At 65.8% G+C, this 24,920-nt stretch carries 24 protein-coding genes; 10 read left to right on the plus strand and 14 right to left on the minus strand.

What is annotated here, in order from left to right; genetic code table 11:
- Positions 1–26: 26 nt before the first annotated feature.
- The 3 genes from pnuC (at position 27) to NF556_RS16505 (ending at position 2,677) form a co-directional block, all read left to right on the plus strand.
- Positions 27–626, plus strand: coding sequence for a nicotinamide riboside transporter PnuC (gene pnuC, locus NF556_RS16495; RefSeq protein ID WP_252592115.1), 600 nt, complete (start codon positions 27–29; stop codon positions 624–626).
- The gene (locus tag NF556_RS16500) at positions 623–1,588 is read left to right on the plus strand and encodes an AAA family ATPase (RefSeq protein WP_252592116.1); all 966 of its coding nucleotides are present in this window, start codon (positions 623–625) and stop codon (positions 1,586–1,588) included. The genes pnuC and NF556_RS16500 overlap by 4 nt, the downstream gene beginning before the upstream one ends.
- 126 nt (positions 1,589–1,714) lie before the next feature.
- Complete coding sequence (locus tag NF556_RS16505) at positions 1,715–2,677, plus strand: GIY-YIG nuclease family protein (protein ID WP_252592117.1); 963 nt, start codon at positions 1,715–1,717, stop codon at positions 2,675–2,677.
- A gap of 257 nt (positions 2,678–2,934) precedes the next feature.
- Here NF556_RS16505 and NF556_RS16510 read toward each other — a convergent pair whose 3' ends face one another.
- From NF556_RS16510 to cnbZ, 5 genes are all read right to left on the minus strand, one after another.
- Positions 2,935–4,209, minus strand: coding sequence for a TRAP transporter large permease (locus tag NF556_RS16510; protein ID WP_252592118.1), 1,275 nt, complete (start codon positions 4,207–4,209; stop codon positions 2,935–2,937).
- Entirely contained in the window at positions 4,206–4,619 is a 414-nt protein-coding gene (locus NF556_RS16515) for a TRAP transporter small permease (RefSeq protein WP_252592119.1), read from the minus strand. Before NF556_RS16515 ends, NF556_RS16510 begins: the two co-directional genes overlap by 4 nt.
- 47 nt (positions 4,620–4,666) lie before the next feature.
- A complete protein-coding gene (locus tag NF556_RS16520) occupies positions 4,667–5,695 on the minus strand; it encodes a TRAP transporter substrate-binding protein (protein ID WP_252592120.1) in 1,029 nt (342 codons plus the stop codon).
- Positions 5,696–5,728: 33 nt separating this feature from the next.
- Complete coding sequence (locus NF556_RS16525; protein ID WP_252592121.1) at positions 5,729–6,409, minus strand: fumarylacetoacetate hydrolase family protein; 681 nt, start codon at positions 6,407–6,409, stop codon at positions 5,729–5,731.
- 161 nt (positions 6,410–6,570) lie between these two features.
- Complete coding sequence (cnbZ, locus tag NF556_RS16530) at positions 6,571–7,410, minus strand: 2-amino-5-chloromuconate deaminase CnbZ (protein ID WP_425607048.1); 840 nt, start codon at positions 7,408–7,410, stop codon at positions 6,571–6,573.
- A 24-nt stretch (positions 7,411–7,434) separates the two neighbouring features.
- Between cnbZ and NF556_RS16535 the strand changes: the two genes are divergently transcribed.
- Entirely contained in the window at positions 7,435–8,340 is a 906-nt protein-coding gene (locus NF556_RS16535; RefSeq protein WP_252592123.1) for a LysR family transcriptional regulator, read from the plus strand.
- A gap of 464 nt (positions 8,341–8,804) precedes the next feature.
- Here the strand turns inward: NF556_RS16535 and NF556_RS16540 are convergent, their stop codons facing one another.
- Positions 8,805–10,490 (minus strand): ribonuclease J, encoded by a 1,686-nt coding sequence (locus tag NF556_RS16540; RefSeq protein WP_252592124.1) that lies wholly within the window; start codon positions 10,488–10,490, stop codon positions 8,805–8,807.
- A 183-nt stretch (positions 10,491–10,673) separates the two neighbouring features.
- On the opposite strand from NF556_RS16540, the gene NF556_RS16545 reads away from it, so the two are divergent.
- Positions 10,674–11,909 (plus strand): ATP-binding protein, encoded by a 1,236-nt coding sequence (locus tag NF556_RS16545; RefSeq protein WP_252592125.1) that lies wholly within the window; start codon positions 10,674–10,676, stop codon positions 11,907–11,909.
- Between the two features lie 122 nt (positions 11,910–12,031).
- Here NF556_RS16545 and NF556_RS16550 read toward each other — a convergent pair whose 3' ends face one another.
- Together NF556_RS16550 and NF556_RS21545 are read right to left on the minus strand one after the other, a co-directional pair.
- Positions 12,032–13,369: an ABC1 kinase family protein gene (locus NF556_RS16550; protein ID WP_252592126.1), complete on the minus strand. Its 1,338-nt coding sequence runs from the start codon at positions 13,367–13,369 to the stop codon at positions 12,032–12,034.
- A 37-nt stretch (positions 13,370–13,406) separates the two neighbouring features.
- Positions 13,407–13,583, minus strand: coding sequence for a CoA transferase (locus NF556_RS21545; protein WP_425607077.1), 177 nt, complete (start codon positions 13,581–13,583; stop codon positions 13,407–13,409).
- A gap of 851 nt (positions 13,584–14,434) precedes the next feature.
- Between NF556_RS21545 and NF556_RS16555 the strand changes: the two genes are divergently transcribed.
- Positions 14,435–15,388 carry an Lsr2 family DNA-binding protein gene (locus NF556_RS16555; protein WP_252592127.1) on the plus strand — a complete coding sequence of 318 codons (954 nt, stop codon included), beginning with the start codon at positions 14,435–14,437 and terminating at the stop codon, positions 15,386–15,388.
- Positions 15,389–15,620: 232 nt separating this feature from the next.
- Here NF556_RS16555 and NF556_RS16560 read toward each other — a convergent pair whose 3' ends face one another.
- Entirely contained in the window at positions 15,621–16,025 is a 405-nt protein-coding gene (locus tag NF556_RS16560; protein ID WP_252592128.1) for a PaaI family thioesterase, read from the minus strand.
- A 49-nt stretch (positions 16,026–16,074) separates the two neighbouring features.
- Between NF556_RS16560 and nthA the strand changes: the two genes are divergently transcribed.
- The 3 genes from nthA to NF556_RS16575 are packed head-to-tail and all read left to right on the plus strand — an operon-like array spanning position 16,075 to position 17,713.
- Complete coding sequence (gene nthA, locus NF556_RS16565; RefSeq protein WP_252592129.1) at positions 16,075–16,722, plus strand: nitrile hydratase subunit alpha; 648 nt, start codon at positions 16,075–16,077, stop codon at positions 16,720–16,722.
- Positions 16,719–17,354, plus strand: coding sequence for a nitrile hydratase subunit beta (nthB, locus tag NF556_RS16570; protein ID WP_252592130.1), 636 nt, complete (start codon positions 16,719–16,721; stop codon positions 17,352–17,354). Before nthA ends, nthB begins: the two co-directional genes overlap by 4 nt.
- On the plus strand, positions 17,351–17,713 hold the full coding sequence (locus NF556_RS16575) for a nitrile hydratase accessory protein (RefSeq protein ID WP_252592131.1): 363 nt from the start codon (positions 17,351–17,353) through the stop codon (positions 17,711–17,713). The genes nthB and NF556_RS16575 overlap by 4 nt, the downstream gene beginning before the upstream one ends.
- 30 nt (positions 17,714–17,743) lie before the next feature.
- Here the strand turns inward: NF556_RS16575 and NF556_RS16580 are convergent, their stop codons facing one another.
- Genes NF556_RS16580 through NF556_RS16590 form a run of 3 tightly spaced genes read right to left on the minus strand, consistent with a single transcriptional unit; the run spans position 17,744 to position 21,068 of the window.
- A complete protein-coding gene (locus NF556_RS16580; protein WP_252592132.1) occupies positions 17,744–19,402 on the minus strand; it encodes an ABC transporter permease in 1,659 nt (552 codons plus the stop codon).
- Positions 19,399–20,328, minus strand: coding sequence for an ABC transporter ATP-binding protein (locus tag NF556_RS16585; RefSeq protein WP_252595835.1), 930 nt, complete (start codon positions 20,326–20,328; stop codon positions 19,399–19,401). Before NF556_RS16585 ends, NF556_RS16580 begins: the two co-directional genes overlap by 4 nt.
- Before the next feature lie 8 nt (positions 20,329–20,336).
- Complete coding sequence (locus NF556_RS16590) at positions 20,337–21,068, minus strand: TetR/AcrR family transcriptional regulator (RefSeq protein ID WP_252592133.1); 732 nt, start codon at positions 21,066–21,068, stop codon at positions 20,337–20,339.
- Between the two features lie 122 nt (positions 21,069–21,190).
- Between NF556_RS16590 and NF556_RS16595 the strand changes: the two genes are divergently transcribed.
- Positions 21,191–22,921, plus strand: coding sequence for an AMP-binding protein (locus NF556_RS16595; protein WP_252592134.1), 1,731 nt, complete (start codon positions 21,191–21,193; stop codon positions 22,919–22,921).
- Positions 22,922–22,949: 28 nt separating this feature from the next.
- Here NF556_RS16595 and NF556_RS16600 read toward each other — a convergent pair whose 3' ends face one another.
- The gene (locus NF556_RS16600; RefSeq protein WP_252592135.1) at positions 22,950–24,062 is read right to left on the minus strand and encodes a mandelate racemase/muconate lactonizing enzyme family protein; all 1,113 of its coding nucleotides are present in this window, start codon (positions 24,060–24,062) and stop codon (positions 22,950–22,952) included.
- Positions 24,059–24,904 carry a hypothetical protein gene (locus NF556_RS16605; protein WP_252592136.1) on the minus strand — a complete coding sequence of 282 codons (846 nt, stop codon included), beginning with the start codon at positions 24,902–24,904 and terminating at the stop codon, positions 24,059–24,061. The genes NF556_RS16600 and NF556_RS16605 overlap by 4 nt, the downstream gene beginning before the upstream one ends.
- Between the last annotated feature and the right edge of the window lie 16 nt (positions 24,905–24,920).

A 24,920-nucleotide genomic window follows, 5' to 3' on the forward strand; every position in this document is an offset into this window, starting at 1 on the left:
GCATACGAAAGAGAAGGGAGCCCACCATGCACTGGACCGAGATCGCCGGCTTCATCACTGGCGGGTTGTGCGTCTGGCTCGTCGTGCGGCAAAACGTCTGGACATTCCCGATCGGCATCGCCAACAACATCTTCTTCATCGTGCTGTTCTCTCAGGTCGGTCTCTATGCCGAGGCCGGGTTGCAGGTGGTCTACATCGGACTCGGCCTGCTCGGCTGGTGGTGGTGGCTGCGCGGCGGCTCCGACCGCACCCGACTCGTCGTCCGAGACACCCCGTCGTGGGCCTGGCCAGCCGCCATCATCGCGATCGGCCTGGGCACGTGGGCGCTGCACTGGCTGCTGACCAACTTCACCGACTCCACGGTCGCGGGGTGGGACGCGGTCACCACGACGATGAGCCTGGTCGCCCAGTTGATGCTGAGCCGCAAGTGGATCGGCAACTGGGTGGTGTGGATCGTCGCGGACGTGATCTACATCGGGCTCTATGCCAGCAAGGGGCTGTGGCTGACCAGCGTGTTGTATGCCGTGTTCCTCACCATGTGCGTCGTCGGCCTGCGGCAGTGGCGAGCGGCGCGGGCCGCCCCGGACGCGACCCCGGTGCCCGAGGTGGAGGTGGTGCGGTCATGAAGAGCTTTGGTCACGGGCTGGTGCTCGGCAAGTTCTATCCGTTCCACGCTGGTCACCAGTTGCTGATCCGCACCGCGAGCGCGCAGTGTGAGCGGCTGACCGTGCAGGTCCTCGCGTCGTCGGCCGAGACGATCCCGCTCGATGTGCGGGTGTCGTGGATCCGAGAGGAGCACCCTGAGGTGAACGTCGTGGGTGGGATGGACGAGGCGGAGGTCGACTTCGACTCCCCCGCCGCGTGGGATGCCCACTTGGCCCTCATCGAGGCCCTCCTGGACGCGCCGGTGGACGCGGCCTTCACCTCCGACGCCTATGGTGCCGAGCTCGCGCGTCGGCTGGACGCTGAGTGGGTGCAGGTCAACCCGGGACGGGTCGCCTTGCCAGTCTCCGGAACTGCTGTCCGGGCAGACGTCGCCGGGCACTGGCGGGCGTTGCCCCCGCCGGTGCGAGCCTGGCTGACCCGTCGGATCGTGGTGCTCGGTGCGGAGTCGACCGGGACCACGACGCTGGCTCGCGACCTGGCCGCTCAGTTGGGGTGCCCGTGGGTGCCGGAGTTCGGACGAGAGTGGTCTGCAGCACGGCCGGGAAGGCTGTCCACGCCGTGGCACTCGAGCGAGTTCGACCTGATCGCACGGGAGCAGGCACGCCGCGAGGACCTGGCCGCTCGACAGACGCCGGTGCCGTGGTTTGTCTGTGACACCGATCCGTTGGCAACGACCCTATGGCACGAGCGGTATGTCGGTGGGCGGTCGTCGTCCGTCGAGGCGTTCGCCGCCTCGAGGCCGCCGGATCTCTATGTGCTGACCTCCGACGACGTGCCGTTCGTCCAGGACGGGATGCGCGACGGGGAGCACCTGCGTGGGTGGATGTCCCAACGGTTCCGGGAGGTGCTGGACACCCAGTCTGTGCCGTGGATCGAGGTGTCCGGCTCTCGGAGACCGGTTCCAGAGGTTCCGGTCGCGTGAAGGCACCAGCCTCCCATAACTAACAGCCCCCCGGTTCCATCGCCCCTGCTGCCCGGTTTCGTTCTACAGTTGGCAAACTGCGTCAGAATGCCGAGGCCACCGCACCCTCTCGAGACAGGACAACCAATGACCCATGGACGTCAGGTCCGACTGTATCTAGTCGATGGGACCGCTGGTGGGCTCATCACGGCCGAGATCATGAACTGGACAGGCCATCTGGTAAGCGCGTCACGCTCAGACTTGGGGCGCCTACTTAAGCGTGGAGAACCCTATCGAACTGGGATCTACATACTCATCGGTGAGACTGGCGAACCCGACGCCTACTTTGACAGTGCCATCTATGTCGGAGAGGGAGATGATATCTCCACACGGCTTAAGGCTCACGCTCGACCGGCCGGCGCCGGGGGGAAGGACTTCTGGGATCGCGTCATCATCGTGACATCGAAGGACGCGAATCTCACAAAGGCTCATGCTCGTTTCCTTGAGTCTCGATTGATCCATGCTGCACGCAGCGCAGGTCGCTCGACGGTCACCAACGGTAACTCCCCACCGCCGATCCAACTTCCAGAGGCCGACGTCTCCGACATGGAATACTTCCTAAGTCAAATACACACACTACTGCCCGTCCTAGCAATAAACCAGTTCAAGGTCCTCCCAAATGTCAAACCTCCAACACTTGACCATGAATTGTCACCCACTCCAACGGACGTGACCCACGTCAGCAGCGTCGATCCCAGTGAGATCAGCCCCACCTTCATACTCCGCATCTCGACTGCGGGCATCGAGGCTGACGCCCGAGAAATACAGGATGAATTCACTGTTTTGGCAGGCTCGACTGCGCGATCTGAATGGAAATCTAAGACCAAATCATCTAGCTACGCGTCCCTCCACGATAAACTCCTCAAAAACGGTACACTCGTGAAACAGGGAGACATAGCCTTCTTCACGAGCGACACACCCTTCAACGCGCCGTCCGCAGCAGCGTCTGTTGTAGCCGGAACCAATATGAACGGACGGACGGCGTGGCGGCACGAAACAACGAAGATCACGTTCGGCGAGTGGCAGATGCAAGGTTTGGAATCCCAGTAGTGGGCTGAGAAAGGCAGATTCTCTCGGCTATAGATCGTGCAACCCGTCGGCCTCGCCCCCAAGCACGTGAAGTGCTGGACGCGTCCGCAGCATTCCTAGCGCGCCGAGACACCATCACATGGCCCACTCCGCCATGAACGTCGAGCGGCCCCCGCGTCTCCGCGACCCCTCGATTGAGTCGGCGAGGCCAAGTATCGGCAACGTGGATCTACTCGGCTAACCGGCCCTGACATGGGCACGGTCAGCCGGGTAGCAGGTCAGCCTAGGGCAGCTGGCAACCACAAAATAATCTGCGGAAAGATCACGAGCAAAGCCAGAACAGCGATCAGCGCGAGAACGAACGGCAGCAGCAGCCGCGACGCCTCGATGATATCAATATCCGCAATACCTGCCGCGACGAAAAGGTTGAGTCCGACTGGCGGCGTAGCCAGCCCGATCGCCAACGCGACGACAGCTGCAACGCCGAAGTGCACGGTATCGATGCCTGCCAGCTTGACTAGCGGCAGCATCACAGGGATGAGGATGATCAGTGCAGCTGAAGTGTCAAGGAACATTCCAGCGATCAAGAGAATCACCCCACACACCGCAAAGACCAGGATGGGGTTGGAGGCCAGCCCCGCTAGTTGCCGGGCCATCATCTGCGGCAGCCCCTCAGACGTGATGACCCACGCGAAAACACTGGCGTTGGCAACGATTAACATAATCATCGCTGTAGCCTGAGCCGTGTTGTGCAGTGCGTCACCGACCCCTCTCCAAGTTAGCTTGCGGTTCACCACTCCGATAGCAACGGCGTAGAACACCGCGAGAACCGCTGACTCAGTCGCGGTCACGATGCCCAGCAGGATGCCGGCCAGGATGATGACTGGCATCAGCAGAGCCGGAACCGCCTGCAAGACACGCATCGGTAGTTGACGCACGGGCACTCGAGCCTCAGTTGGGTAACCACGTCGGCGAGACAGAACGTAGCCTGTGGCCATCAGCGCCAGCGCCATGAGCGCTCCAGGGATGACCCCACCGATGAAGAGGTCGGACACCGAGTCGCCCGAGATGACGCTGTACAAGATCATCACGATGCTCGGAGGAATGATGATTCCCATGGCGCCCGCCGAAGCCTGAATAGACACAGCGAACGCGGGCTCGTATCCTCGTTTCACCATCGCTGGGATGTTGATCTTTCCCATTGCCGCTGTGGCAGCAATTCCAGAACCAGAGACCGCTGAGAACATCATCGAACTGCCGACCGCGACGTTTCCGAGTCCACCACGAATGTGACCAACACCAGCTCGAGCCAGACCGATCAACCGGTCCGAAATGCCAGCCTTTTCCATAAGTTCACCGGCCAACAGGAAGAAAGGGATAGCAATCAGAGTGAACGAGTCTGTCCCCGTGAACATCCGCTGCGGAACCACTTCCAAAGGGATGTTCGAGAACAACAGCAATACCACCAAAGACGAGACGCCTAACGCCCACGCGATTGGCACATTTATCACAAAGAGCACTAATAGAACACTAACCAGAACGACAATACTCATGCCAGCATCTCCTCTGAGCCGCGCTCCTTCTTCCCAAACAGAAAGAACAACCCGAGCAATGCTCCGATCGGGATAGCCATATAGGCCAAGCCAATCGGGATACCCAGGGCTGGAGAATTCTGGGACATAGTACGCATGCCCAACTGCAGCCCGTACCAGAAGAGGAATACTAGGAAGAGCGCAACAATACCGTGCGCAGCCTTGTCCACAGCCCGGCCGTAGCGCCCCGGCAGGCGTCGAACCAGCACGTCTATGCTGACATGAATACCGTAATGTATCCCGCTCGCCGCGCCAAGGAAGATTAAATATATAAACATGTAGCGCGTCACTTCTTCACCCCACGACAGTGGATGGCTGAAGAAGTATCGCAAGACCACCTGCAGCGCCACAACCAGAGTCATGGTCGCCATCAAAGCGATTAGTATGGCGCGCACCACGCGCGCAACCAACGGTGCCATCACCCGGCCAGGTCGATGATTTGCTGGACGATCTGCTCACCCTTAGCTGCGTCACCGCCACCGATCTCGTCATAGAACTCCGGGTAGACCTCGGCCTGCATAAGTTCTCCGAGTTCAGTTTTAAAGGACGCGTCGGGCTCAGTTATCTGCATCCCGCTCTCTTCTAGCTCAGCGAGCGCCGTCTCAGTCTCCGAGGCGTAATAGTCATTCTTGAAATCGACCATTTCCTCTGCTGCATCACGAAATACCTGCTGGTCCTCGTCGGACATGCTCGACCAAATCGTCTCATTAATCAAGAGGTGACGAGGAAAGTAGGAGTGCCCAGTGATGGTCATGTAATCTTGAACTTCATAGAATTTGAAGTCGCGCACCAAAATTGCAGGATTCTCCTGTGCGTCGACGACACCTTGGTCCAGGGCCGTATAAAGGTCTCCGATCGGCACTGGCACAGGACTAACGCCTGGAATTGCCTCGTACGTTGCCATAATCATTGGGCTCTCTTGGACGCGCATCTTAATGCCATTCAGGTCGTCGAGACTGTGCACCTCTCGAGTACTGTTTGTAATGTTGCGGAACCCACCGTCAGTGATCCCGAGAAGACGTAAATCACTCTCGAGCAACGCCGGAGCAAAGTGATCTGTAATGATCGTGGACTCAGCGACCGCGTGCACGTGATCAAGATCTTGATACAGGCCAGGCAAGTCGTAGAAGAGCGCCTCAGGAACAAAGTTTCCGATAGGCGAGTTCGTCACGAGCGTCATATCTACGGTCCCGAGCGACACCCCTTCAACCAGGTCTCGCTCGTTACCCAGTTGACTGGCTCCGTAGTTCTCAACTGTCCATCGGCCATCAGTGCCTTCTTCAACAAGTTCGTTGAAATGCTCGACACTCTGGGTGAGAATATCACCCGGAGCTCCACCATGACCCAAGCGCAGGGCCTGCCCCTCTGACGTGGCCCCGCCGCCGCCACAGGCGGCCACAAGCAGGACGGGTGCAGCTGTCAATATGGCAATTGCTAAACGCTTCATTGCGCATCCTCTCAATCAAACAATGGTTGACTTCTACTGCTGTCGCACTACTCTCATGCTTTGCTCACCCAAACCCTCGATGCTTGCCACAACCTCGTCCCCTGGAGACAGATACTCATTCGACCCCATGCCCACGCCCTCCGGCGTTCCGGTGAGGATAAGGTCACCCGGCTGGAAGACCATATACTCCGAGAGGATGCTAACAATTTGGGCCGGCGAGAAAATCATAGACGAGGTGTTCGCTTGCTGACGTATCTTGCCGTTGACGGACAGAGACAGCTTAAGATTCCCGGGATCTGGTAGATCCGCTGCGGGAACGAACCAGGGGCCGGTGGGGCAGAACGTTGGAGCACTCTTCCCCTTCATCCACTGACCCTCACGCTCCAACTGCCAGGTGCGTTCGGACACATCATTGGTCAAGCAGTATCCTGCGATCGAGGCTTCTGCCTGTTCGAGGTCAGCCTGGTAGGCGTGTGCACCCACCACGAGTGCCAACTCGACCTCCCAGTCAAGCTTGCCTGCCGTTGTTGGCATGATGATGTCGTCGTTCGGACCGGAGATGCTGTGCGGAGACTTCGAAAAGCAGATGGGTTCGCCAGGAACCGACATCTGTGACTCCTTGGCATGACTGCGGTAGTTCAGCCCCACAGCCACAATCTGACTTGGCGCCTTGACACATGCGCTGATGCGATCGTAGGCCTCCAGCTTCGGCATCTGAGCGGCCACCTCGCGAAGTTCATTTAGTCGGCCTGGACTGAACTCGTGACCGCTCCACGACGCACACCACGAGCTAGCGTCACGCAGAACGTCGCCCACCTGGACCGCGGGCTTCTCGTCACCGCCAATCTGGACGTGGAGCAGACGCAAACCCGGCATCAGCGCAGGACCTCTTCGGCACGGACGCGGCGGCAGTCCATCTCGAACACAAGGCCCTCAACCGGCGGGCTGCAGTACTGCCAGGCAATATCCGCGTACGTCGGCACCTGCTTGGCCAGTTGGGCGTGGGCATCCTCGTACGGCAACGTCGTGTAGACCTGAACATTGGTCACGTCCCCCCAGCCGCGACCAAAAGCCCCAAGGCGACGAGCCATCTCGCCGATCACCCAATCGGTCTTCTTGGCGAAGCCAGCTGGGCTCGTGTCGTCCAAGGCGATGATGTTGTCTCGGTAGTTACCCTTCCCCTCCGGCGCCTCACCACTGCCCGCAATGACGAAAGTGTCACCAAACTGTGTTTCCTCCGTTGGCCGGACGTATGAGAAGGCGTGGATCCCAGGTTCGGTGAGAGAGCTGGTCGCTGGGATGACGTTCGCACGCGCAACGGGGTTTTCTCCATCGACTAGGATTCCCCATGCTTCAAGCTTCCCGATGTATGCTTCGTTAAACGTCCGAAATGTGTCTTCATTAAACTGACCCGGGGAACGCATCTCGAATGCACACACCGCGGTCGGCTCAAGGTTTCTTTCAGTGAGATAGGTTTCAATCCGCTTGAATGCCTCCGGCAGGGCAGGCGTCTCCGCCATTCGCACTCGGACAATCTCACTGCCTGGCGAAGCCATCGCGCCCGCGGAGTACTGCGAAACTCCGGGAATAAAGTCATAGCTGAAGGGAGAAGTCTTGATAGTTGACACTGTGGGCCTTTCACGTTCGGATGGGATCTTCCCGTCACGGTACGTGTTGCACAACCGCCTGCATAGGATGGGTTTGAGAAGGGCCATTCTCTTTTTTAGAACAGGACAGCCATGAACAACGACGCACTGAAGTATTTCTTAGCGGTAGTGGACTCGGGGTCCATCCAGGCGGCAGCACGTAACGTGGTGATTGCACCTTCGGCGCTCAGCCGCCAGATCAAACTGCTTGAACGCGACACGGGGGTGATCCTCTTCGAGCGCTCTTCCCAGGGCATGTCACCTACCCCCGCCGGACGGGTGCTGTCTGACTTCGCCCAGCGTCAACAGGCGGAGACAGCTGACCTCAAGCGGCAGTTGCAGCAGGGGCTCGGCAATCAGTTATCCGAAGTGAAGGTGGCGTCAGTGGAAGGCGTGCTCCCCGAGCTGCTGCCGAGGTGGCTGTCCAAACTGCGCCGTCGTCATCAGGACGTGTCCTTCACTGTCGAGGCGATGGCCTCCACGGACGTCGCTGCAGCGGTCGCCTGCGGTGACGCAGACGTCGGATATACCTTCGGCAGAGTCGCGCGAGCTGAGTTACGGGAACTGGCAACCTTCCCGATGCCGATCCAACTCGCTGTCCGCCGTGACCACCGGTTCGCGGACACTGCGGTCGTCGCTGTTGGCGAGCTCGAAAGGGAGGTCTTCGTGCTTCCCAACAGCCACTTCGGGATACGCCGTGAAGTGGACCGGGAGTGCGCCAAGGCAGGGGTTCAGTTGGCCACTGCGTACGAGACAGACTCGCTGTCCTTCGCCCTGACAATGGTGCATTTGGAAGGACTTGTCTCCTTCTCAACACCGTGCATGCTGCCTGCTGCGTCCCCAGACGTGGTCCTAGTCGATCTCGCCGAGCCCTCCTTCAGAACTGCGCACCTATCACTCGTCACGCGTTCCGCTCCGTCTTCGGCGCTTCTGGGGACCCTTCACCACGAGCTCTCCGCCCTGATGCAAGCAGATCAATCAATGGAGAGTCGCCCCTAGGTTGAAGAGGGAAGCAACCGCAAACTCACGTGCTCATCTCGCGGCTCTGACACATGGCCGGCCGACGCTGGGCTGGCACTGTGTCAGAGCCTCAGCATGGGCGACACTGGTGTCGGTGCCAACAGTGAGGACCACTTCGATTCTCTGTCGATCTCGCGGTGTTCGCCGATCCAACGCAACTGTCACCTCCACGTGCGTCGCACCACCACCCATGGGCTGTCGGCCAGAGCCCAGGTGTCGTTTGTACGCCCTCGCCATTGATGGCTTCTTGGTGAGCGCGAGTCCTGCCGGCTCCCTGGTGGAGTCCGGGCTGGGGACCTCTGCCAGCCGCTCGCACTCCTCGCCAAGCGCCCACCGGGCCCCTCACCCCAGGGGTCGCCGCATGATCACCCAGCTGACGGCATACAAGTGACTCGTGGCGCGACGAGATGAGTGGACCGTGGCGGCCTGCGGCCTCCCAGTCCTCAGGCGTCGATGACCACCGGGATGACCAACGGGTTGCGGCGGTGCTTGCGGTTCGCCCACTGAGAGACCGCACGGCCGATGCGCTGCTCGAGCTCCTTGGCATCGCCGATGCCGTGGGAGGCCGCCTCAGCCAGGGCCTTCTCGATGGCCGGGATGGCGGCGTCGAAGACCTTCTCGTCGGCACCCAGTCCGCGGCCGACGAAGTCTGGCGGCTCGGTGAGTTTGCCCGTGTCGGCATCGACCAGGGCGATCACGGTGACGGTGCCCTGCTGGCTGAGCGTGACCCGGTCGCGCAGCTCGTCCTCGGTCACATCGCCGACGCTGCCGGCGGAGACATAGACATAGCCGGCGCGCACCTTGCCTGTGACCTTGACCCGGCCCTTGACCAGGTCCACGACCATGCCGTCGTCGACGACCACGACGTTCTCGGGGTCGATGCCGGTGGCGATCGCCAGGTCGGCGTTGGCGCGCAGGTGACGCCACTCCCCGTGCACGGGCATGACGTTGCGCGGCCTGATGATGTTGTAGCAGTAGACGAGCTCACCCGCGCTGGCGTGCCCGGAGACGTGCACCTTGGCGTTGCCCTGGTGGACGACCTTGGCGCCCCAGCGGGTCAGGCCGTTGATGATGCGGGAGATCGCGTTCTCGTTGCCGGGGATCTGCGAGCTGGCCAGCAGCACCGTGTCGCCCTCACCGATGCGGATCTGGTGGTCCCGGTTGGCCATCCGCGACAGGGCCGCCATCGGCTCACCCTGCGAGCCGGTGCACACGAGCGTGACCTTGTTGGGCGGCATGGAGTCCAACTGCTTGGCGTCCACGATCATCCCGCGGGGCACATTCAGATAACCCAGGTCCTGGGCGATCTTCATGTTGCGCACCATCGAGCGGCCGACAAACGCGACCTTGCGGTGGTGCTGGGCCGCCGCGTCGATCACCTGCTGGATGCGGTGCACGTGGCTGGCGAAGCTGGAGACCACGATCCGCCCCGGCGCCGTCCGGAAGACGGTGTCGATGGCGGGGGCCAGGTCCTTCTCCCCGGTCGTGAAGCCGGGCACCTCTGCGTTGGTGGAGTCGGACATGAACAGGTCAACGCCCTCCTCACCCAGCCGGGCGAAGGCGCGCAGGTCGGTGATCCGGTCGTCGAGGGGGAACTGGTCCATCTTGAAGTCACCGGTGTGCAGCACCGTGCCGGCCGAGGTGCGCACGGCCACGGCCAGCCCGTCGGGGATGGAGTGGTTGACCGCGATGAACTCGCAGTCGAAGGGGCCCAGCGACAGCCGGTCACCCTCGGCGACCTGGGTCGTCTTCGGCGTGATCCGGTGCTCCTTGAGCTTGGCGGTGATGAACGCCAGGGTCAGGCGGGAGCCGATGACGGGGATGTCCTGGCGCTCCTTGAGCAGATAGGGCACCCCGCCGATGTGGTCCTCGTGCCCGTGGGTCAGGACCACGCCGACCACGTCCTGCCAGCGGCCCTGCAGGAAGGTGAAGTCCGGCAGGATCACGTCGACGCCGGGCTGGTGCTCCTCTGGGAACAGGACCCCGCAGTCGATGATCAGCAGCTTGCCGCGGTGCTCGAACACCGCCATGTTGCGACCCACCTCGCCGAGACCGCCGAGCGCCACCACCCTCAGACCGTTGCGCGGCAGTGCGGGCGGAGCCTTCAGCTCGGGATGCGGGTGACTCATGGAACTCCTCAGAACGGGGACAGGGGGTCAAGTCTGGTCGAGGAACTCATCAGTGCGACGGTTCCTTCTCATGATCAGGGTATGCCGTCCGGTCGGGTCCCGACGACCAACGGTGTTGCTCAGCCAGGCACGCTGACTGCTGATAACTTTATCAACGAGAATGACGTTTGATAAAGTTATCAAATGCGTAGCGCTCTCAACAGCCCCTTCACCCCTGGCGCCGACAGCGTGCCCGAGGTCTGGGCAGGTCGCATTCGGCAGCTCAGTGATTGGCGTGACGTCGTCCGCCCGCGGCGGGTCGCGGGGCTGCCCGAGCGTGGTCGCACGATCCTCGGTGAGGCCGGCCTGGGCAAGTCCACCCTGGTGCGCCGCATCGCCGGCGAGGCCGCCGCGGCGGGTGACTGGGTGACCCCGCAGCTTCGCATCCCTTCGGGGGCCGATCCACTGAAGGCGATAGCGACTGCCATCCTCGAGCTCGCCGACGGCGCGGGCCTGTCCACATCTCGCGAGCGGAGGATCAAGGATGCCGTGGACCGGGTCGAGGCGGTCGCCGCATACGGTGTCTCGTTGACTCTCCGTCAGCAGCCGGGGCCGGAGCCATACACCGCCCTGACGGACCTGCTCGTCGAGGTCGGACGCGCGGCAGTCACGCAGGGCAACGTCGTGCTGATCCACATCGACGAGGTTCAGAACATCTCCGACGAGAACGCCCTGTCACAGACCCTGATTGCTCTTGGGGATGCCCTCGCACACGAGGAGCTTGTCCGAACGCCGGGCGTCGGTGCTCAGGTCCGCCGCTCGCTGCCGATCGCCGTCTACCTCACCGGCCTGCCCGACTTCGCCGACATGGCCGGCGCCCGCAGGGGCGCCACGTTTGCGAGGCGCTTCAAGACAAGCACCCTCACCGCGATCGAGGACGATGCCCTGGCCTCAGCGCTCCATCCGTTCGTCATCGACGGCTGGCCGGTTCCCAACGGGTCAGGGGGGATCAACCACATCCGGATGGAGCCAGAGGCGGCGGCAAAGATCATCGACCTCTGCCGGGGGGAGCCATTCCTGTTCCAACTAGCTGGCGAGAGCGCCTGGTATGCCGACACGAGCGAGACCATCACCCGTGCGCAGGTCCTGACCGGGTGGGCTGCTGCCCGAGCGGAGGCGAGCTCGCACGTCGAGCGGATCCTCGAACGGCTCCCCAACCGCGAGTCCCAGTTCCTCCGAGCGATGGCCGAGCTCCCCACGGAAGAACGGACACTCACCCGCATCGCGGCCCATATGGGCCTTCCCAAAGCCACGGACGCTGGTCCCACCTCTCAGCGCCTCGACACAGTTCGAGGCATCATCGAGCGCGGCAAGCCCTACACCTTCCGCCACCGCGCCGTCGAGGCATACCTCACGAGTGACTGGCCCGACATCAGCTGAGAGGCCAGCGCGCCACGCAGTGACCCGCTGTCCTGTCTGATCCGCTTCGCTGCGACCTCGCGCTCCAGGAGCGCTCCAGATCGGCTACCCGAGGAGAGGGGGTGCCTGAGTCACCTCACGACTCAGACACCCCTCTCGTCGGCGGGCGGTGAGTTCAGGGCGCCCGGCATCGCGGCCCGGACGATCTCGCGCATCGGCACCGTCGCCTCCAGCTGCGAGAGAACCGCCAGTCCACCCAGCCAGACCCGTTGGACCAGCACATACTCAGGCGGCAGGTTGAGGGTCAGACCCACGCGGAAACCCTCGCTGCGGGGGTCCTGCAGATCGGCGAACGTCTCGCGCATCCACCCGCGGCTGAAGGTGAACTCCTCCGCCTGCAATGGCCTCAGGAACCGGTCGACGAAGGCGCGGATCGCCTCGGCGTCCACGTCCACGGACCGGCGCACGAAGCCCTCGTCACGGAGCACCTCGACCAGTTCGTCGGCGTCGCCGTGCGCCGCGGCACTGAGCACCCGACTCAGCCCGCCGGGCAGCCCGTCCGGGAGCCGGTTGACCGCGCCGAAGTCAAGCACCCCGAGGCGGCCGTCCGGCAGCACCAGGAAGTTGCCCGGGTGCGGGTCTGCGTGCAACAGACCAGCCCGCTCCGGGGCCTGCAACAACAACCGCAGGTATGCCGAGGCGGCACGATCGCGGTCCCCCTGCGGTGCGCGGTCGATCAGGGTGGACAGCGGCACGCCATCCAGCCACTCGGTGACCAGCACCCGCTGGGTCACCTCAACCACACCGGGGACGGCATAGGTCGGGTCGTCAGCGTAGAACTGGCCGAACTGCTCCTGAGCGTCGCCCTCCAACCGGTAGTCGACCTCCTCGCGCAGCCGGCGGCGCAGCTCGGTCAGGATCGGCTCGATATCGAGGCCCGGAAACAGCCCGCCGCTGACCCGGGCGAACCTGCTCAACGCAGTGATGTCGGCCATGAGCGCCCGCTCGGCCCCGGGGTACTGCACCTTGACCGCCACCGGTCGGCCGTCTCGCCAGACGGCCCGGTGCACCTGGCCGATCGAGGCGGCAGCTGCCGCAGACTCGTCGAAGGAGGTGAACAACGAGCGCCAGTCCTGCCCCAGCTCCTCCCCCAGGACCTGGCCAACAGCCTCACCCGACATCGCGGGCGCTGCGGACTGCAGCCGGGTCAGGCTCTCTCGGTAGGCCTCGGTCTGCTCGGCCGGCAGCGCCGACTCCATCAGGGACAGGAACTGTCCCACCTTCATCGCCCCGCCCTTGAGACCGCCGAGCACCTCGAACAGCTGGCGTGCGGAGTCCGCCTGACGCTGCGCGAGGACCTCGTCAGCCGACTGCCCTGACAGTCGCCGACCCGCCCCGCGGACGGCGCGGGCAGCGGCACCGAGCGGCAGGGTGGAGAGCCGAGCGGCGCGTGCAAGACCGGCCCGGGGTGGCTCGGCCATGGCTGTCCTCTCGTCCGCACTGCTGATCCGCGGCCAGTCAAGCGGATGTGCCCATGGGCCCATCCGCCACATCACATTCTGCATCTTCATCCGCCCGAGGGTCTCGCAGCCCCGCTCGGCGAACCGAGTCGGCGAGGCCAAGGCTGGGCCGCTCGACCTTAATCACGTCGGCGCCATAGTCGCCGAGGATCTGTGCGGTCAGCGGCTGGGTGATCCTTCCCGTGCCCCCGGCCCTCCGATACTGTCAGCATGTGCTGGCCGTGGACGTCGACCGCGAGCGCCTGCGCGATGTGTGCGAGCGTTATGGCGTTGCGTCCCTGGAACGTCAATCAACACCTACCTTCGCGAGCAGATCCTGACCGACGCACGGCCCCTCTATGCGGCGTGAACTTCTGCTGCCTCGCGAAATGCGCGACCCAGCGACGACGATCCGTGATCGTCGGACACACGAGAGGGACGCACGAGAGCTGGGCGCTACCAGGCGGCCTCGTGCCTGATGGGGTCACCAAGATCGACCACCAGAACTGACGGCGCAGAATCGGGTCAGACACCCCTCAAACAGATGGGAGTGAAGGCATGAAGGTCAGGGCAATCGCGGAACGATCTGGCGCGGGGTGGTCGGTGTCTGCTCCAGACGTGGATGGATTGTTCACCCAGGCCAAGCGGCTCGACCAGATCCCTGCGATGGTGGCCGACGCAGTCGAACTGCTGGAAGGGCTCCCAGCCGGCGACGTAGAAGTCGAGGTCATCCCCAAGCCTCAAGGGCGATCTCGCGCGAGAGAGGGCCGAGGCGCGGGAGGCCAGCGAACGCGCCCGCCAGGCAACTGAGCAGGCCAACGTCTTCCTGCTTCAGGTCTTGCTGTCTTGCAAAAGATGGCCAAACTGCAAGACAGAACCCTGGGCGTGGCACTGTACAAAGACGAAACCCCGGCGATATAGCGAACCAGTGATCTCTCCGGGGTCTACGCGTCCATCCTCCACGACGGGGAGGCATAGGGCAACAGTCTCTGCGAGTTGGTAGGGATCCTCACTCGCCCAACCCAACCCACGGCATACGCTGGTCGTGTGCCCGAGGACTTCGTCATCGCCCGCAACCCGGAGGAGGGCACGACGCTGCCCTATCTCCTGCGGATTCCGCTGGGGCGCAACGGGATCGTGCTGAAGGCCAAGGAGACGTGGCCGCGCACGGGCAAGGTCTATTGCCACCGCGCAGTCGGGTGGCCGCTCGAACCCGAGATCATCGAGCAGGTGCCGGTCCGCTCCTGCGTGCAGCGCGGCGCGAGCATTGACCTGGTCCTCGGCCGTGGTCGGGAGAACCGCTCACAGTTCGTGCTCACCCGAATCCGCGGCGGGCGCGAGGCAATCTTCTGGCAGACCGCGAGGACCAGCAAGCAGGCCCGGCCCGCCGTGGCACTGCCCACGGCGCGCGGGTCGGGCGTGAGCCAACTCGAGATCGTGGTCGACAGCCACGAGCGCTATGCCTGGAAGTTCGAGCACCAGCAGGCCACGACGACCCGGCGAGCGCTGCGCGCCGGTGACTATGGCGTGGTCAGTGGTGAGCGGCTTATGGCGTCCGTGGAGCGCAAGTCGCTACAGGATCTGGTCGGCACGCTGACCTCCGGCAAGATGCGCTATCTGCTCGCCGACCTGGCCGTGCTGCCCAGTGCTGCGGTTGTCGTCGAGGACCGCTATTCCGCCGTCTTCAAGCTCGATCGAGTGCGCCCCTCCGTGGTTGCGGACTCCCTCGCCGAGTGCCACGCGCGCTTCCCGTCGGTGCCGATCATCTTCTGCGAGACGCGGGCACTGGCTCAGGAGTGGACCTATCGCTTCCTGGCCGCCGCGCTGGTGCACGACAGTGAGACCACGCACGCCACCAGCGAGGCGTCGGCGCTGCCGTCGGCTGCCGCGCCCAGCCCCGCTCAGGTGCGGGAGTGGGCTCGCAGGCAGGGGCTTGCCGTCTCCGATCGCGGCCGCATCAGTGCCGCCGTGCTCCAGCAGTTCGCGCGCCGTAACGGGTAGACAACCCTGGCAGTCGGCGCCCTGATCGCGGTGCCTGCCCTCATATACCCAGACGGGTGGCTGAGTCACCCCATGACTCATTCACCCGTCTCCAGCCATCACGGCTGTCGCTCGCCAGCGTGATGAGTCCAGACGACCCGTACCGGACGGCCCGCGTGCCGCTGGACTTCCCTTAAGTGAAAGATGTCTCCCAGTTAAGGGGATCCTCAGGGCTATCGCGGCCGAGCAGGCGTCAGTCCTTCCACTCCAGGAACAGCTGAGTCTGCGTGGTGGCGGAGACTTCCTTGCCGTCGCCCCGCCTGGTGATCACCTGGACCACCACCGACGTCCGGCCCGCGTGCAGGGGCCGCCCCTCCGCGGTGACGACGTCCCCCACCCGGGCGGCGCGAAAGAAGTTGGTCTTGGACTCCAGCGTCACAGTCGTCTTGCCGGGAGGGCAGTTCGCGAAGCCCACCGTGCCGCCGCAGTGATCGACCAGCGACATCAAGGCTCCCCCATGGAGCACGCCGTTGCGGTTGGACAACTCCGGGGAGATCGACATCTGATAACTGGCGCAGGACGGGTCGACGCTGATCTCCTCGATCCCCAGGTGCCTGGAAAAGCTTGACTCCTGGGGCATCACGCTCGGGGTCTCCATGAGTCGTGACACTAGCCGAGGTGTCAGCCGCACCCATTAGGGTCAGGCCATGGGCCACGAGCACGATCACCCCGAGTTCAGCGAACTGTCCGAGATGGACGCCCGGGTGCGGGCCCTGGAGACGCTGTTGATCGAGCGTGGACTGGTGGAGCGTGCCGCGCTCGACGCGGTGGTCGAGCGCTATGAGCACGAGGTCGGTCCGCACAACGGCGCCCAGGTGGTTGCCCGCGCCTGGACTGACCCGGATTACCGGGCCTGGCTGCTCGAGGACGCCGATGCCGCGATCGCCTCCCTCGGGCACGTCGGGCGGCAGGGCGAGCACATGGTCGTTGTCGAGAACAACCCCGAGCGCCACCACGTGGTCGTTTGCACCCTGTGCTCCTGCTATCCGTGGCCCGTCCTGGGGCTGCCCCCGGTCTGGTACAAGTCGCCGGCCTACCGCTCCAAGGTGGTCATCGACCCCCGTGGCGTGCTGGCCGACTTTGGGGTGACCCTTCCCGACGACACCCAGATCAAGGTGTGGGACTCCACCGCCGAGGTGCGCTATCTGGTCCTGCCGATGCGCCCCGAGGGGACCGAGGACCTGTCGTTGGAGGAGTTGGCCGCCCTGGTCAACCGGGACTCGATGATCGGCACCGGCCTGGCCAGCCCGCCGCCGCCGAGCCCGCACAAGAGCACAGCGGAGAGCCCGGCATGAACGGCGTCCACGACCTCGGCGGTCTGCAGTCCTTCGGCCCCGTTGAGCCCGAGCCGGACGAGCCGGCCTTCCACGCCGACTGGGAGCGGCGCGCACTGGCGGTCACGCTCGCGCTCGGCGCCCTCGGCCAGTGGAACATCGACCAGATGCGCCACGAGCGCGAGAGCCTGCCGCCGGCCGACTACCTGTCCAGCAGCTACTACCGCATCTGGATCCTCGCCCTGGAGCACGCGATCGACGAGCTCGGTCTCCTCGAGCGCGACGACCTCGCGGCGCGCACGGCGCAGGAGTTGATGACCGGCTTCGCCAGCCGCGTCCCCTACGAGCGCCCCACCAGCACCACCCCGACGTTTGCCGTGGGGCAGGTCGTGCGGGCCCGGAACCTCAACCCCGCCGGCCACACCCGACTCCCCCGCTATGCCCGCGGCCGGGTGGGCACCGTCATCGCGGTGCGCGGAGCGCATGTCTTCCCGGATCGCAACGCGGTGCCACTCGGTCAGCAGCCCGACCCAGAGCCCGAGTGGCTCTACACCGTCGACTTCACCGGAGCCGAGTTGTGGGGCGAGACGGCCGACCCGACGCTGACCGTCTCGATCGACGCGTGGGAGCCCTACCTGGAGGCCGTCGCATGACCATGACCGCTGCCGTGCAGCTCGAGACGATCTCCGCCGCGTGCGGCGACCAACTGCCGCTGCCACCGCGCGGCGACGAGCAGGTCTTCGCCGCCCCGTGGCAGGCGCAGGTCTTTGCGATGACGCTCGCCCTGCACGAGCAGGGCGTCTTCACCTGGCCGCAGTGGGCCGAGGTGCTCGGCCGCCACGTCGCGGCGGGCGCCACCGACGGCAGCGACTACTACGAGCGCTGGGCCGACGCCTTCACCGAGCTCCTCCAGACCCGTGGGATCGCCACCGCCGGGGATATCGCACGCCTCACCCAGGACTGGCACGACGCCGCCGCCCGCACCCCGCACGGGACCCCGATCGAGCTCTGAGGCCGCATGTTCTGAGGCCACGCGGGCCGCTCAGACCGCGTTCACCTGCCGCCGACGCATCCCCACCAGCGCGAGGGCCGACACTGCGACGGCCAGCACCAGCACCACCAGGAAAGGCAGCACCTCGAAGGGCTCCACGGGGACGCCCGCCAGGTGACTGAACGGCGACAACGCGACGAGCCAGTCGGGCAGGCTCAGCAGCTCGCCAAAGAAGTTCACGACAGCGGACAGGGCGACCAGCACCCAGCCGATCGGCGCCATGAGCCGCGGGGCCCAGCCGGCCAGGGCGGCGCACACTGCCAGCACCAGGAGGACGCCGGGCAGGAGGACCACGTGGGAGGCCAGCACGCCGCCGACGAGGCTCCAGTCACCGGTCACCGCTGCCGCCGCGACGCCGGTCAGCAGTCCCGTGGCCACGCTGATCAGCACGGCGCCGAGGGCCACGACGAGCGTGTGGGACCCGAGCCACGCGGCGCGCCCGACCCTGGCGGACAGCACCAGCTCGGCACGCCCGCTCAGCTCCTCGGCGCGCAGCGTCTGCATCGCAAACACCGTGTAGGCCGCGATCAGCACGCTGACGAAGGCGCCCAGGAACGCGACATACCCGTCGACCAGGCCCGCCGTGCCAAACATGTCCTTCAGCGCGGCCGGCATGTCCTCGCCCGCGTCGATCATCGCCTGGGTGAAGGCGCCGTCAACGATGCCCAGCAGGGCGATGCCCACCCCCCAGCCGAGGAACCCTCCGCGCTGCAGGCGAGCGGCCAGCCCGAGCGGGGTGCCCAGCCAGGGCCGCGCCACGGCTGTGCCGGGGCGGGCGGCGACCAGGCTGGCGCCGAAGTCCCGTCGTCCCAGCAGGACGTAGGCAGCGGTGACGGTCACCACGGTCAGGCACACCGGGAGCAGCAGCGTGGCCCACCGGTCGTGGACATAGGGCGCGGCCTGGCTCGGCCACCCCAGCGGCGACACCCAGGACAGGGCGCTGCCACCGACTGCCGCCATGTCCCCGAGCGCGCGCATCACAAAACTGGCCGCCAGGACCGCGCCGGCCATCCCGGCAGCGGTCCGGGAGTATTCGCTCAGCTGCACCGTCACTGCGGTCACCCCGGCAAACGCCAGGCCGGTCAGACCGACGCCCAGCCCGACCAGCAGCGAACCGGTGGGCGCGAACCCGACGGCCAGGGCCAGGCCCGTCACGACGGCGGTGGCCAGCCCGTTGGTGATCAGGGCGACGATCAGGGAGGCTGCCAGTGCGGCATACCGCCCAGTCACGTTGGCCCGGACGAGCTCCGCCCGGCCGGTCTGTTCCTCCAGACGGGTATGCCGAGTGATCAGCATGATGTTCATCAACCCTGCGAGGAGGAACAGGTAGGGCGCGTAGCCCGCGGCGAAGAACCGTTCATAGGTCGGTGCGTCCATGCCGAAGGCAGGGCCGGTGAACATCCGCCCGACCGGCTGGGTGAACAGCGTGACCAACGAGCGCAGGTCCTCCTGCGTCGGCGCCAGTTGGGGCAACGCGGACCCGATGTAGATGACGAACAGGCCCAGCCCGCCGACCCAGGCCGGCAACTTGATCCGGTCGCGGCGCAGCAGGAAGCGCACCAGGGTGCCAGTGCCTGCCAGCGAGGGTGAGCCGGTGCGGCCGCTGTGCTCGGACCGGACCGGGGCGTGAGTTGTGGTGGTGGCGGTCATGAGGGCACCGCCTCCTCCGCCAGGACCTCCTCGGCGACGGCGTCGCCGTAGTGCCGCATCAGCAGCTGCTCCAGGGTCGGCGGGTGGGCCACGAGGGAGCGCACGCCCAACGGTGCCAGCGCGCGCACCACCTCATCGATCCGGTCACCGTCGACCTGGAGGCGCACCTGGCCGTCGTCCGTGGTCATGTCGTGCACGCCTGGCAGCTGGTCGAGCCGGTCGGCCGGGCGGTCCGTCTCGACCACGACGGTCGTGCGCGTCATGTGCCGCAGGTCCGACAGGCTCCCGGTCTCCACGATGCGGCCCTGCCGGATGATCGAGATGCGGTCGGCCAGGACCTCGACCTGGGCGAGGATGTGGCTGGAGAGCAGCACCGTGCGGCCCGCGCGCTTCGCCTCAGCGATCGCCTCCTGGAAAACCACCTCCATCAGCGGGTCGAGCCCGGCGGTGGGCTCGTCGAGCAGGAGCAGATCGACGTCGGAGATGAGGGCAGAGATCAGCGCGACCTTCTGCCGGTTGCCCTTGGAATAGGTGCGGGCCTTCTTCGTCGGGTCCAGCGCGAAGCGCTCACACAGCTCGTCGCGCCGCGCGAGATCCAGCCCGCCGCGCAGCCGGGCCAGCAGATCGATCGCCTCACCACCGGTCATGTTGGGCCACAGCTCCACGTCACCGGGCACGTAGGCCAACCGCTCGTGCAGCACCACCGCGTCCTGCCACGGATCACCGCCCAGGAGGCTGACCGACCCACCGTCAGCGCGCAGGAGACCGAGCAGGATCCGCATCGTGGTCGACTTGCCGGCTCCGTTCGGGCCGAGGAAGCCGTGCACCTCGCCCTGCCGCACCTCCAGGTCCAGTCCGTCCAGTGCGCGGGTGGTGCCGAACGTCTTGACGAGTCCCTGGGCCGAGATGACCGGAGCGCCGTTCATTGCCTGATTCACTCTTCCTCCTGGATGTCTGGGTTGGTGTCTGGATGGGTGTCTGGATTGCCGTCTGGGCGGTCCCCCTGGACCGCGTCGGTCGGGAACGACTCGGGCACGTCAAACAGGTTGGCCATCTGGTCGAAGGCGCCCTCGGCCATCAGTCCCTGGGTGAAGAGCTCGAGCATGGGGCGCAGATAGGGGCCCAGGCTCTCCGGCGGGGCGTCGGTGGCGAGGAAGTCGACCCCCAGGAGCCGGTCGAGGTGCTCGTGCATCGCCAGCGCCCCCATCGACCAGATGACCAGCACGATGGTCCGCTCGCGCGGTGTCGCGCTGGGCTTGAAGAAGCCAGCCTCCTCGGCCAGGTGCATGTAGTCGTGGGCGTCGGCGACGAACTCATCCACAAGGTCGCGCGTGGCCTCTCCGCCCTCGGTCAGGGCTCGCGCCAGATAACGCAGCAGCGGGCGACTCTCCTGGATCCTGCGCAAGGTCACGAAGGGATCCAGTTGCGGCCCCTCTGCCACGGTCGTCTCCTTGTTGGACCTGGTCACACTGGCCACGTGGTGATCGCAGGCCCGCCGCAGCCCCTCCTTCGAGCCGTAGTGGTGGATCACCAGCGCCTGCGACACCTCCGCCTCCTGAGCAATCGACCGCAGGCTCGTGCCACGCACACCGTGCTGACCGAACAGGTTGATCGCCGCCTCAAGGATGCGGGTCGCCCCACTGCGGGCATCTGCTGCCTCTGCCATGACACCTCCACGCTGACTGAACACTTAGTCAGCATGCTAGACCTGACTGAGTGTTCAGTCAACCCGTGGCAGCCGAGACCAGTCGCCGCCCCCGCGCCGCGGGTGCGTGCCAAGATGAAGACATGTCCAGCACAGCCACGACGGCCTATCGAGCAGCCCGCGACCAGCTCCTGACCCTGCAGGGCGACCCGGACCGCGCACGGGCAGAGTTCACCTATCCGGACGTCGGCCCGCGCTGGAACTGGGCCGTGGACTGGTTCGACGCGTTCGCCAGAGGCAATGACAAGCCCGGGCTGATCGTCGTCGAGGAGGACGGGGCCGAGGAGACGCTGACGTTCGACCAGATCGCCACGCGCTCCGATCAGGTCGCGTCCTTCCTGACCACACAGGGCGTCACCCGCGGCGACAGCGTCATCGTCATGCTCGGCAACCAGGTCGAGCTGTGGGACACGATGCTCGGCATCATGAAGATCGGCGCCGTCATCATGCCGACAACCACCGCCGTCGGCCCTGCCGACCTGCGCGACCGCATCGAGCGCGGCACGGCCCGCGCCGTGGTGGCCAACGCCGCCGACACCGCCAAGTTCGAGGAGGTCCCCGGCGACTATCTCAAGATCAGCATCGGGGAGGCGAGCGGATGGACCAACCTGCACTCGGCATACGACCTTGCCGTTCCCCCAGTTGACCACCCGGGCACCGGGCCGGACGACCGCCTCCTGCTCTATTTCACCTCCGGGACCACCAGCCGTCCCAAGCTCGTCGAGCACACCCAGGCGTCCTATCCGATCGGTCACCTGTCCACGATGGCCTGGCTCGGCGTGCGCCCCGGCGACGTGCACCTCAACATCTCCTCGCCCGGCTGGGCCAAGCACGCCTGGTCCTGCTTCTTCGCGCCGTGGATCGCGGAGGCGACGATCATGGTCTACAACTACACCCGCTTCGACGCCGCGGCCCTGCTGAAGGTCCTGCGCTCCTATCGGGTCACCACCTTCTGCGCCCCGCCGACGGTGTGGCGCATGCTGATCAACGCCGACCTGTCCGGTGGTCCGGGCGCACTGCGCGAGGTCATCGGTGCCGGTGAGCCGCTCAACCCCGAGGTGATCTCGCAGGTGCAGCGGCAGTGGGGGCTGACCCTGCGCGACGGCTATGGACAGACCGAGACGACTGCCCAGATCGGCAACATGCCCGGTGACCCGGTCAAGCTGGGGTCGATGGGCAAGGCACTGCCCGGCATGCCGTCAGTCCTGGTCGAGGTGGAGACCGGCACCCTCGTCGAGGGGCCGGGTGAGGGCGAGCTGTGCCTAGACCTGTCGGCGGCACCGCTGGCACTGATGACCGGCTATCAGGGCGACGCGGCACGCAACATCGAGGCGATGGACGGCGGTTTCTATCACACCGGTGACGTCGCCTCGCGTGACGCCAACGGCATGATCACCTATGTCGGGCGCACCGACGACGTCTTCAAGGCCAGCGACTACAAGATCAGCCCGTTTGAGGTCGAGTCCGTGCTGATCGAGCACGAAGCCGTCGCCGAGGCGGCCGTCGTGCCCGCTCCCGACGAGGTGCGCCTGGCCGTGCCCAAGGCCTACGTCACCCTCGTGGACGGCCACGAACCCACCGCCGAAACCGCCTTCTCGATCCTCAAGCACGCCCGCGAGCACCTCGCCCCCTGGCAGCGGGTCCGCCGCCTCGAGTTCTTCGAGTTGCCCAAGACGATCAGCGGCAAGATCCGCCGCGTCGAGCTGCGCGCCCGCGAGGAGGAGCTGGCCACCGAGGCCACCACCCCCGGGACCACCGGTCACATCGGCCAGGAGTTCCGCGACACCGACTTCCCCGAGCTGCGCGGCAGCTGACGGGCGTCGGGTCTGGTGATCCGCAGCGCTAGAGCGTGATCGGCTCCCCGACGCGCAGCTCCTCCAGCGCGTCCCGGTCGATCTGCACCCCGAGCCCGGAGCGCTGCGAGAGGCGCACCGTGGGCGGCTCATAGGCCAGGTCTCCGACGTCCCGGCTGAACAGCAGTGGCCCGGTGAGCTCGGTGGAGGTGACGTGACTGCGGGCGGCGGCCAGGTGATAGCCCGCCGCCGACCCGATGGAGGACTCCACCATCGAGCCGATCTGCACCCACAGCCCCGCCGCCTGGGCCACGGCGACCATCGCCGCCGCGGGCTGCAGGCCACCGGTCTTCATCAGCTTGAGGTTGACCGCGTCAGCGGCCCGTTCCCGGATGATCTGCAGCAGCGAGGCCATCCCGTGCACCGACTCGTCGGCCATGATCGGCACCGAGGTCACGGCCCGCACCTCGGCCAGCCCGGTGATGTCGAGGCCGTGCACGGGCTGCTCGATCCAGCGCAGTCCGAGCCCCTCGAGTTGGCGGATCGCCGGCACCGCGACGGCGGGGGTCCCCCAGTGCTGGTTCACGTCCACGCGCACCCGGGCACGGTCCCCCACGGCCTCACACACCGCGCGCACCCGCGCGATGTCTTCCCGCGGCTCACCGGCCCCCACCTTGATCTTGATCTCGGTGAAGCCCTCGCCCAGCGCCGCCTCCGCGCCGGCGGCCATCGCCTCCGGGGCACCGACGCTGATCACCCTCGGATAGGTGAGCGGCCGCTCACTGGAGCCGCCGAGCAACTGGTGCAACGGCATACGGGCTGCTTGTCCCAGCAGGTCGTGCAGGGCGAGGTCGATCGCGGCCTTGACCGACGGGTTGGCCCCGACCGCGGTCGCCATCGCGGCGTGCGCACCGTCGATGTCCGCGACCTCGCGCCCCAGGACGGTCGGCAGCAGCACATCGCGCAGCATCGCCACGGCCGCGCTGTGCGACTCCCCCGTCACCGTCTCATCAGGCACCGACTCTCCCCAGCCGGTGAGCCCGGTGTCCGTGTGCAGCTCGAGGACGATCGAGGGCATCGACTCCCATCGCGCATAGGCCACGACGAACGGGTCGCACAGCGGCAGGTGGATCGGGTGGATCGTGGCGCCGGTGACTCTCATCGTGGCTCCTGCTCGTGGGGTGGGGCGATCACATAGGCGCCGTCCTCGTCGAAGTCGACCACCCGCCAGCCGTCGGCGATCAGACCCGGCAGCACCTCGCGCAGGGTGTCGCGCCACCGCTGAGCCAGCTCGGGGTCGCTGGCGCGCAAGCCGTCGATGTCGGTCGGGATCTCCAGGCGGCTGTATGTCGTGGGTCGAGTTCCGAGGACCGGCTCGCCGGCGGGCCCTCGGGCGAGCAGGGTCTGGGCGGGCTCAGGCTGTTGCGTCTTGTCCGCCCGGTCTGCGGCAGTCCGGGTCAGGTCCCACTGCAGCAGCAGCCGGTCGGAGCCGGTGCCGCGGTTGAGTCCGTCGCGCAGCTCGCCGTAATAGTCGACGTGGAAGCTCACCCAGTCCGCCCCGAGGTGGCCCATGTTGAGCCGGGCGTTGCGGGACTGCAGGGCATCGAAGGTCCAGCGCACGCCGGTGATGCCGCGCTCCAGGCACCAGAGTCGTTGATAGGCCTTCAGCGCTGTGCCGGTGCCTGTGGCCGCGCGCTGCCGGTCCACGCCCGTGACGTGGGAGTGGAGGGTCACCGGGAAGGGCTCACACCGGAAGCCAGCGGTCGCGCCCACCAGCTCGTCCGCGCGGAAGGCCCCGGCCACATAGTTGCCCGATCGAGCCAGCGCCGCCAGGAGGGTGATGTCCAGCTCCACCGAGCCCGGCGGGTGCTCCCAGACCGCCGCGAGCAGGGCCTCCATCGCGACGAGCTCGTCGGTCTCGGTCACCGGCCGCACGACCACCTGAGCGCGGGTCGTGGCCTGGTCCACCGCGTCGCGGGCCTCCTGCAGGGCGGTCTGTGCCATGGGGCGAATGTAGGCC

Origin of the sequence: Ornithinimicrobium faecis (assembly GCF_023923225.1) — a bacterium.
GTDB classification, from domain to species: Bacteria; Actinomycetota; Actinomycetes; order Actinomycetales; family Dermatophilaceae; genus Ornithinicoccus; species Ornithinicoccus faecis.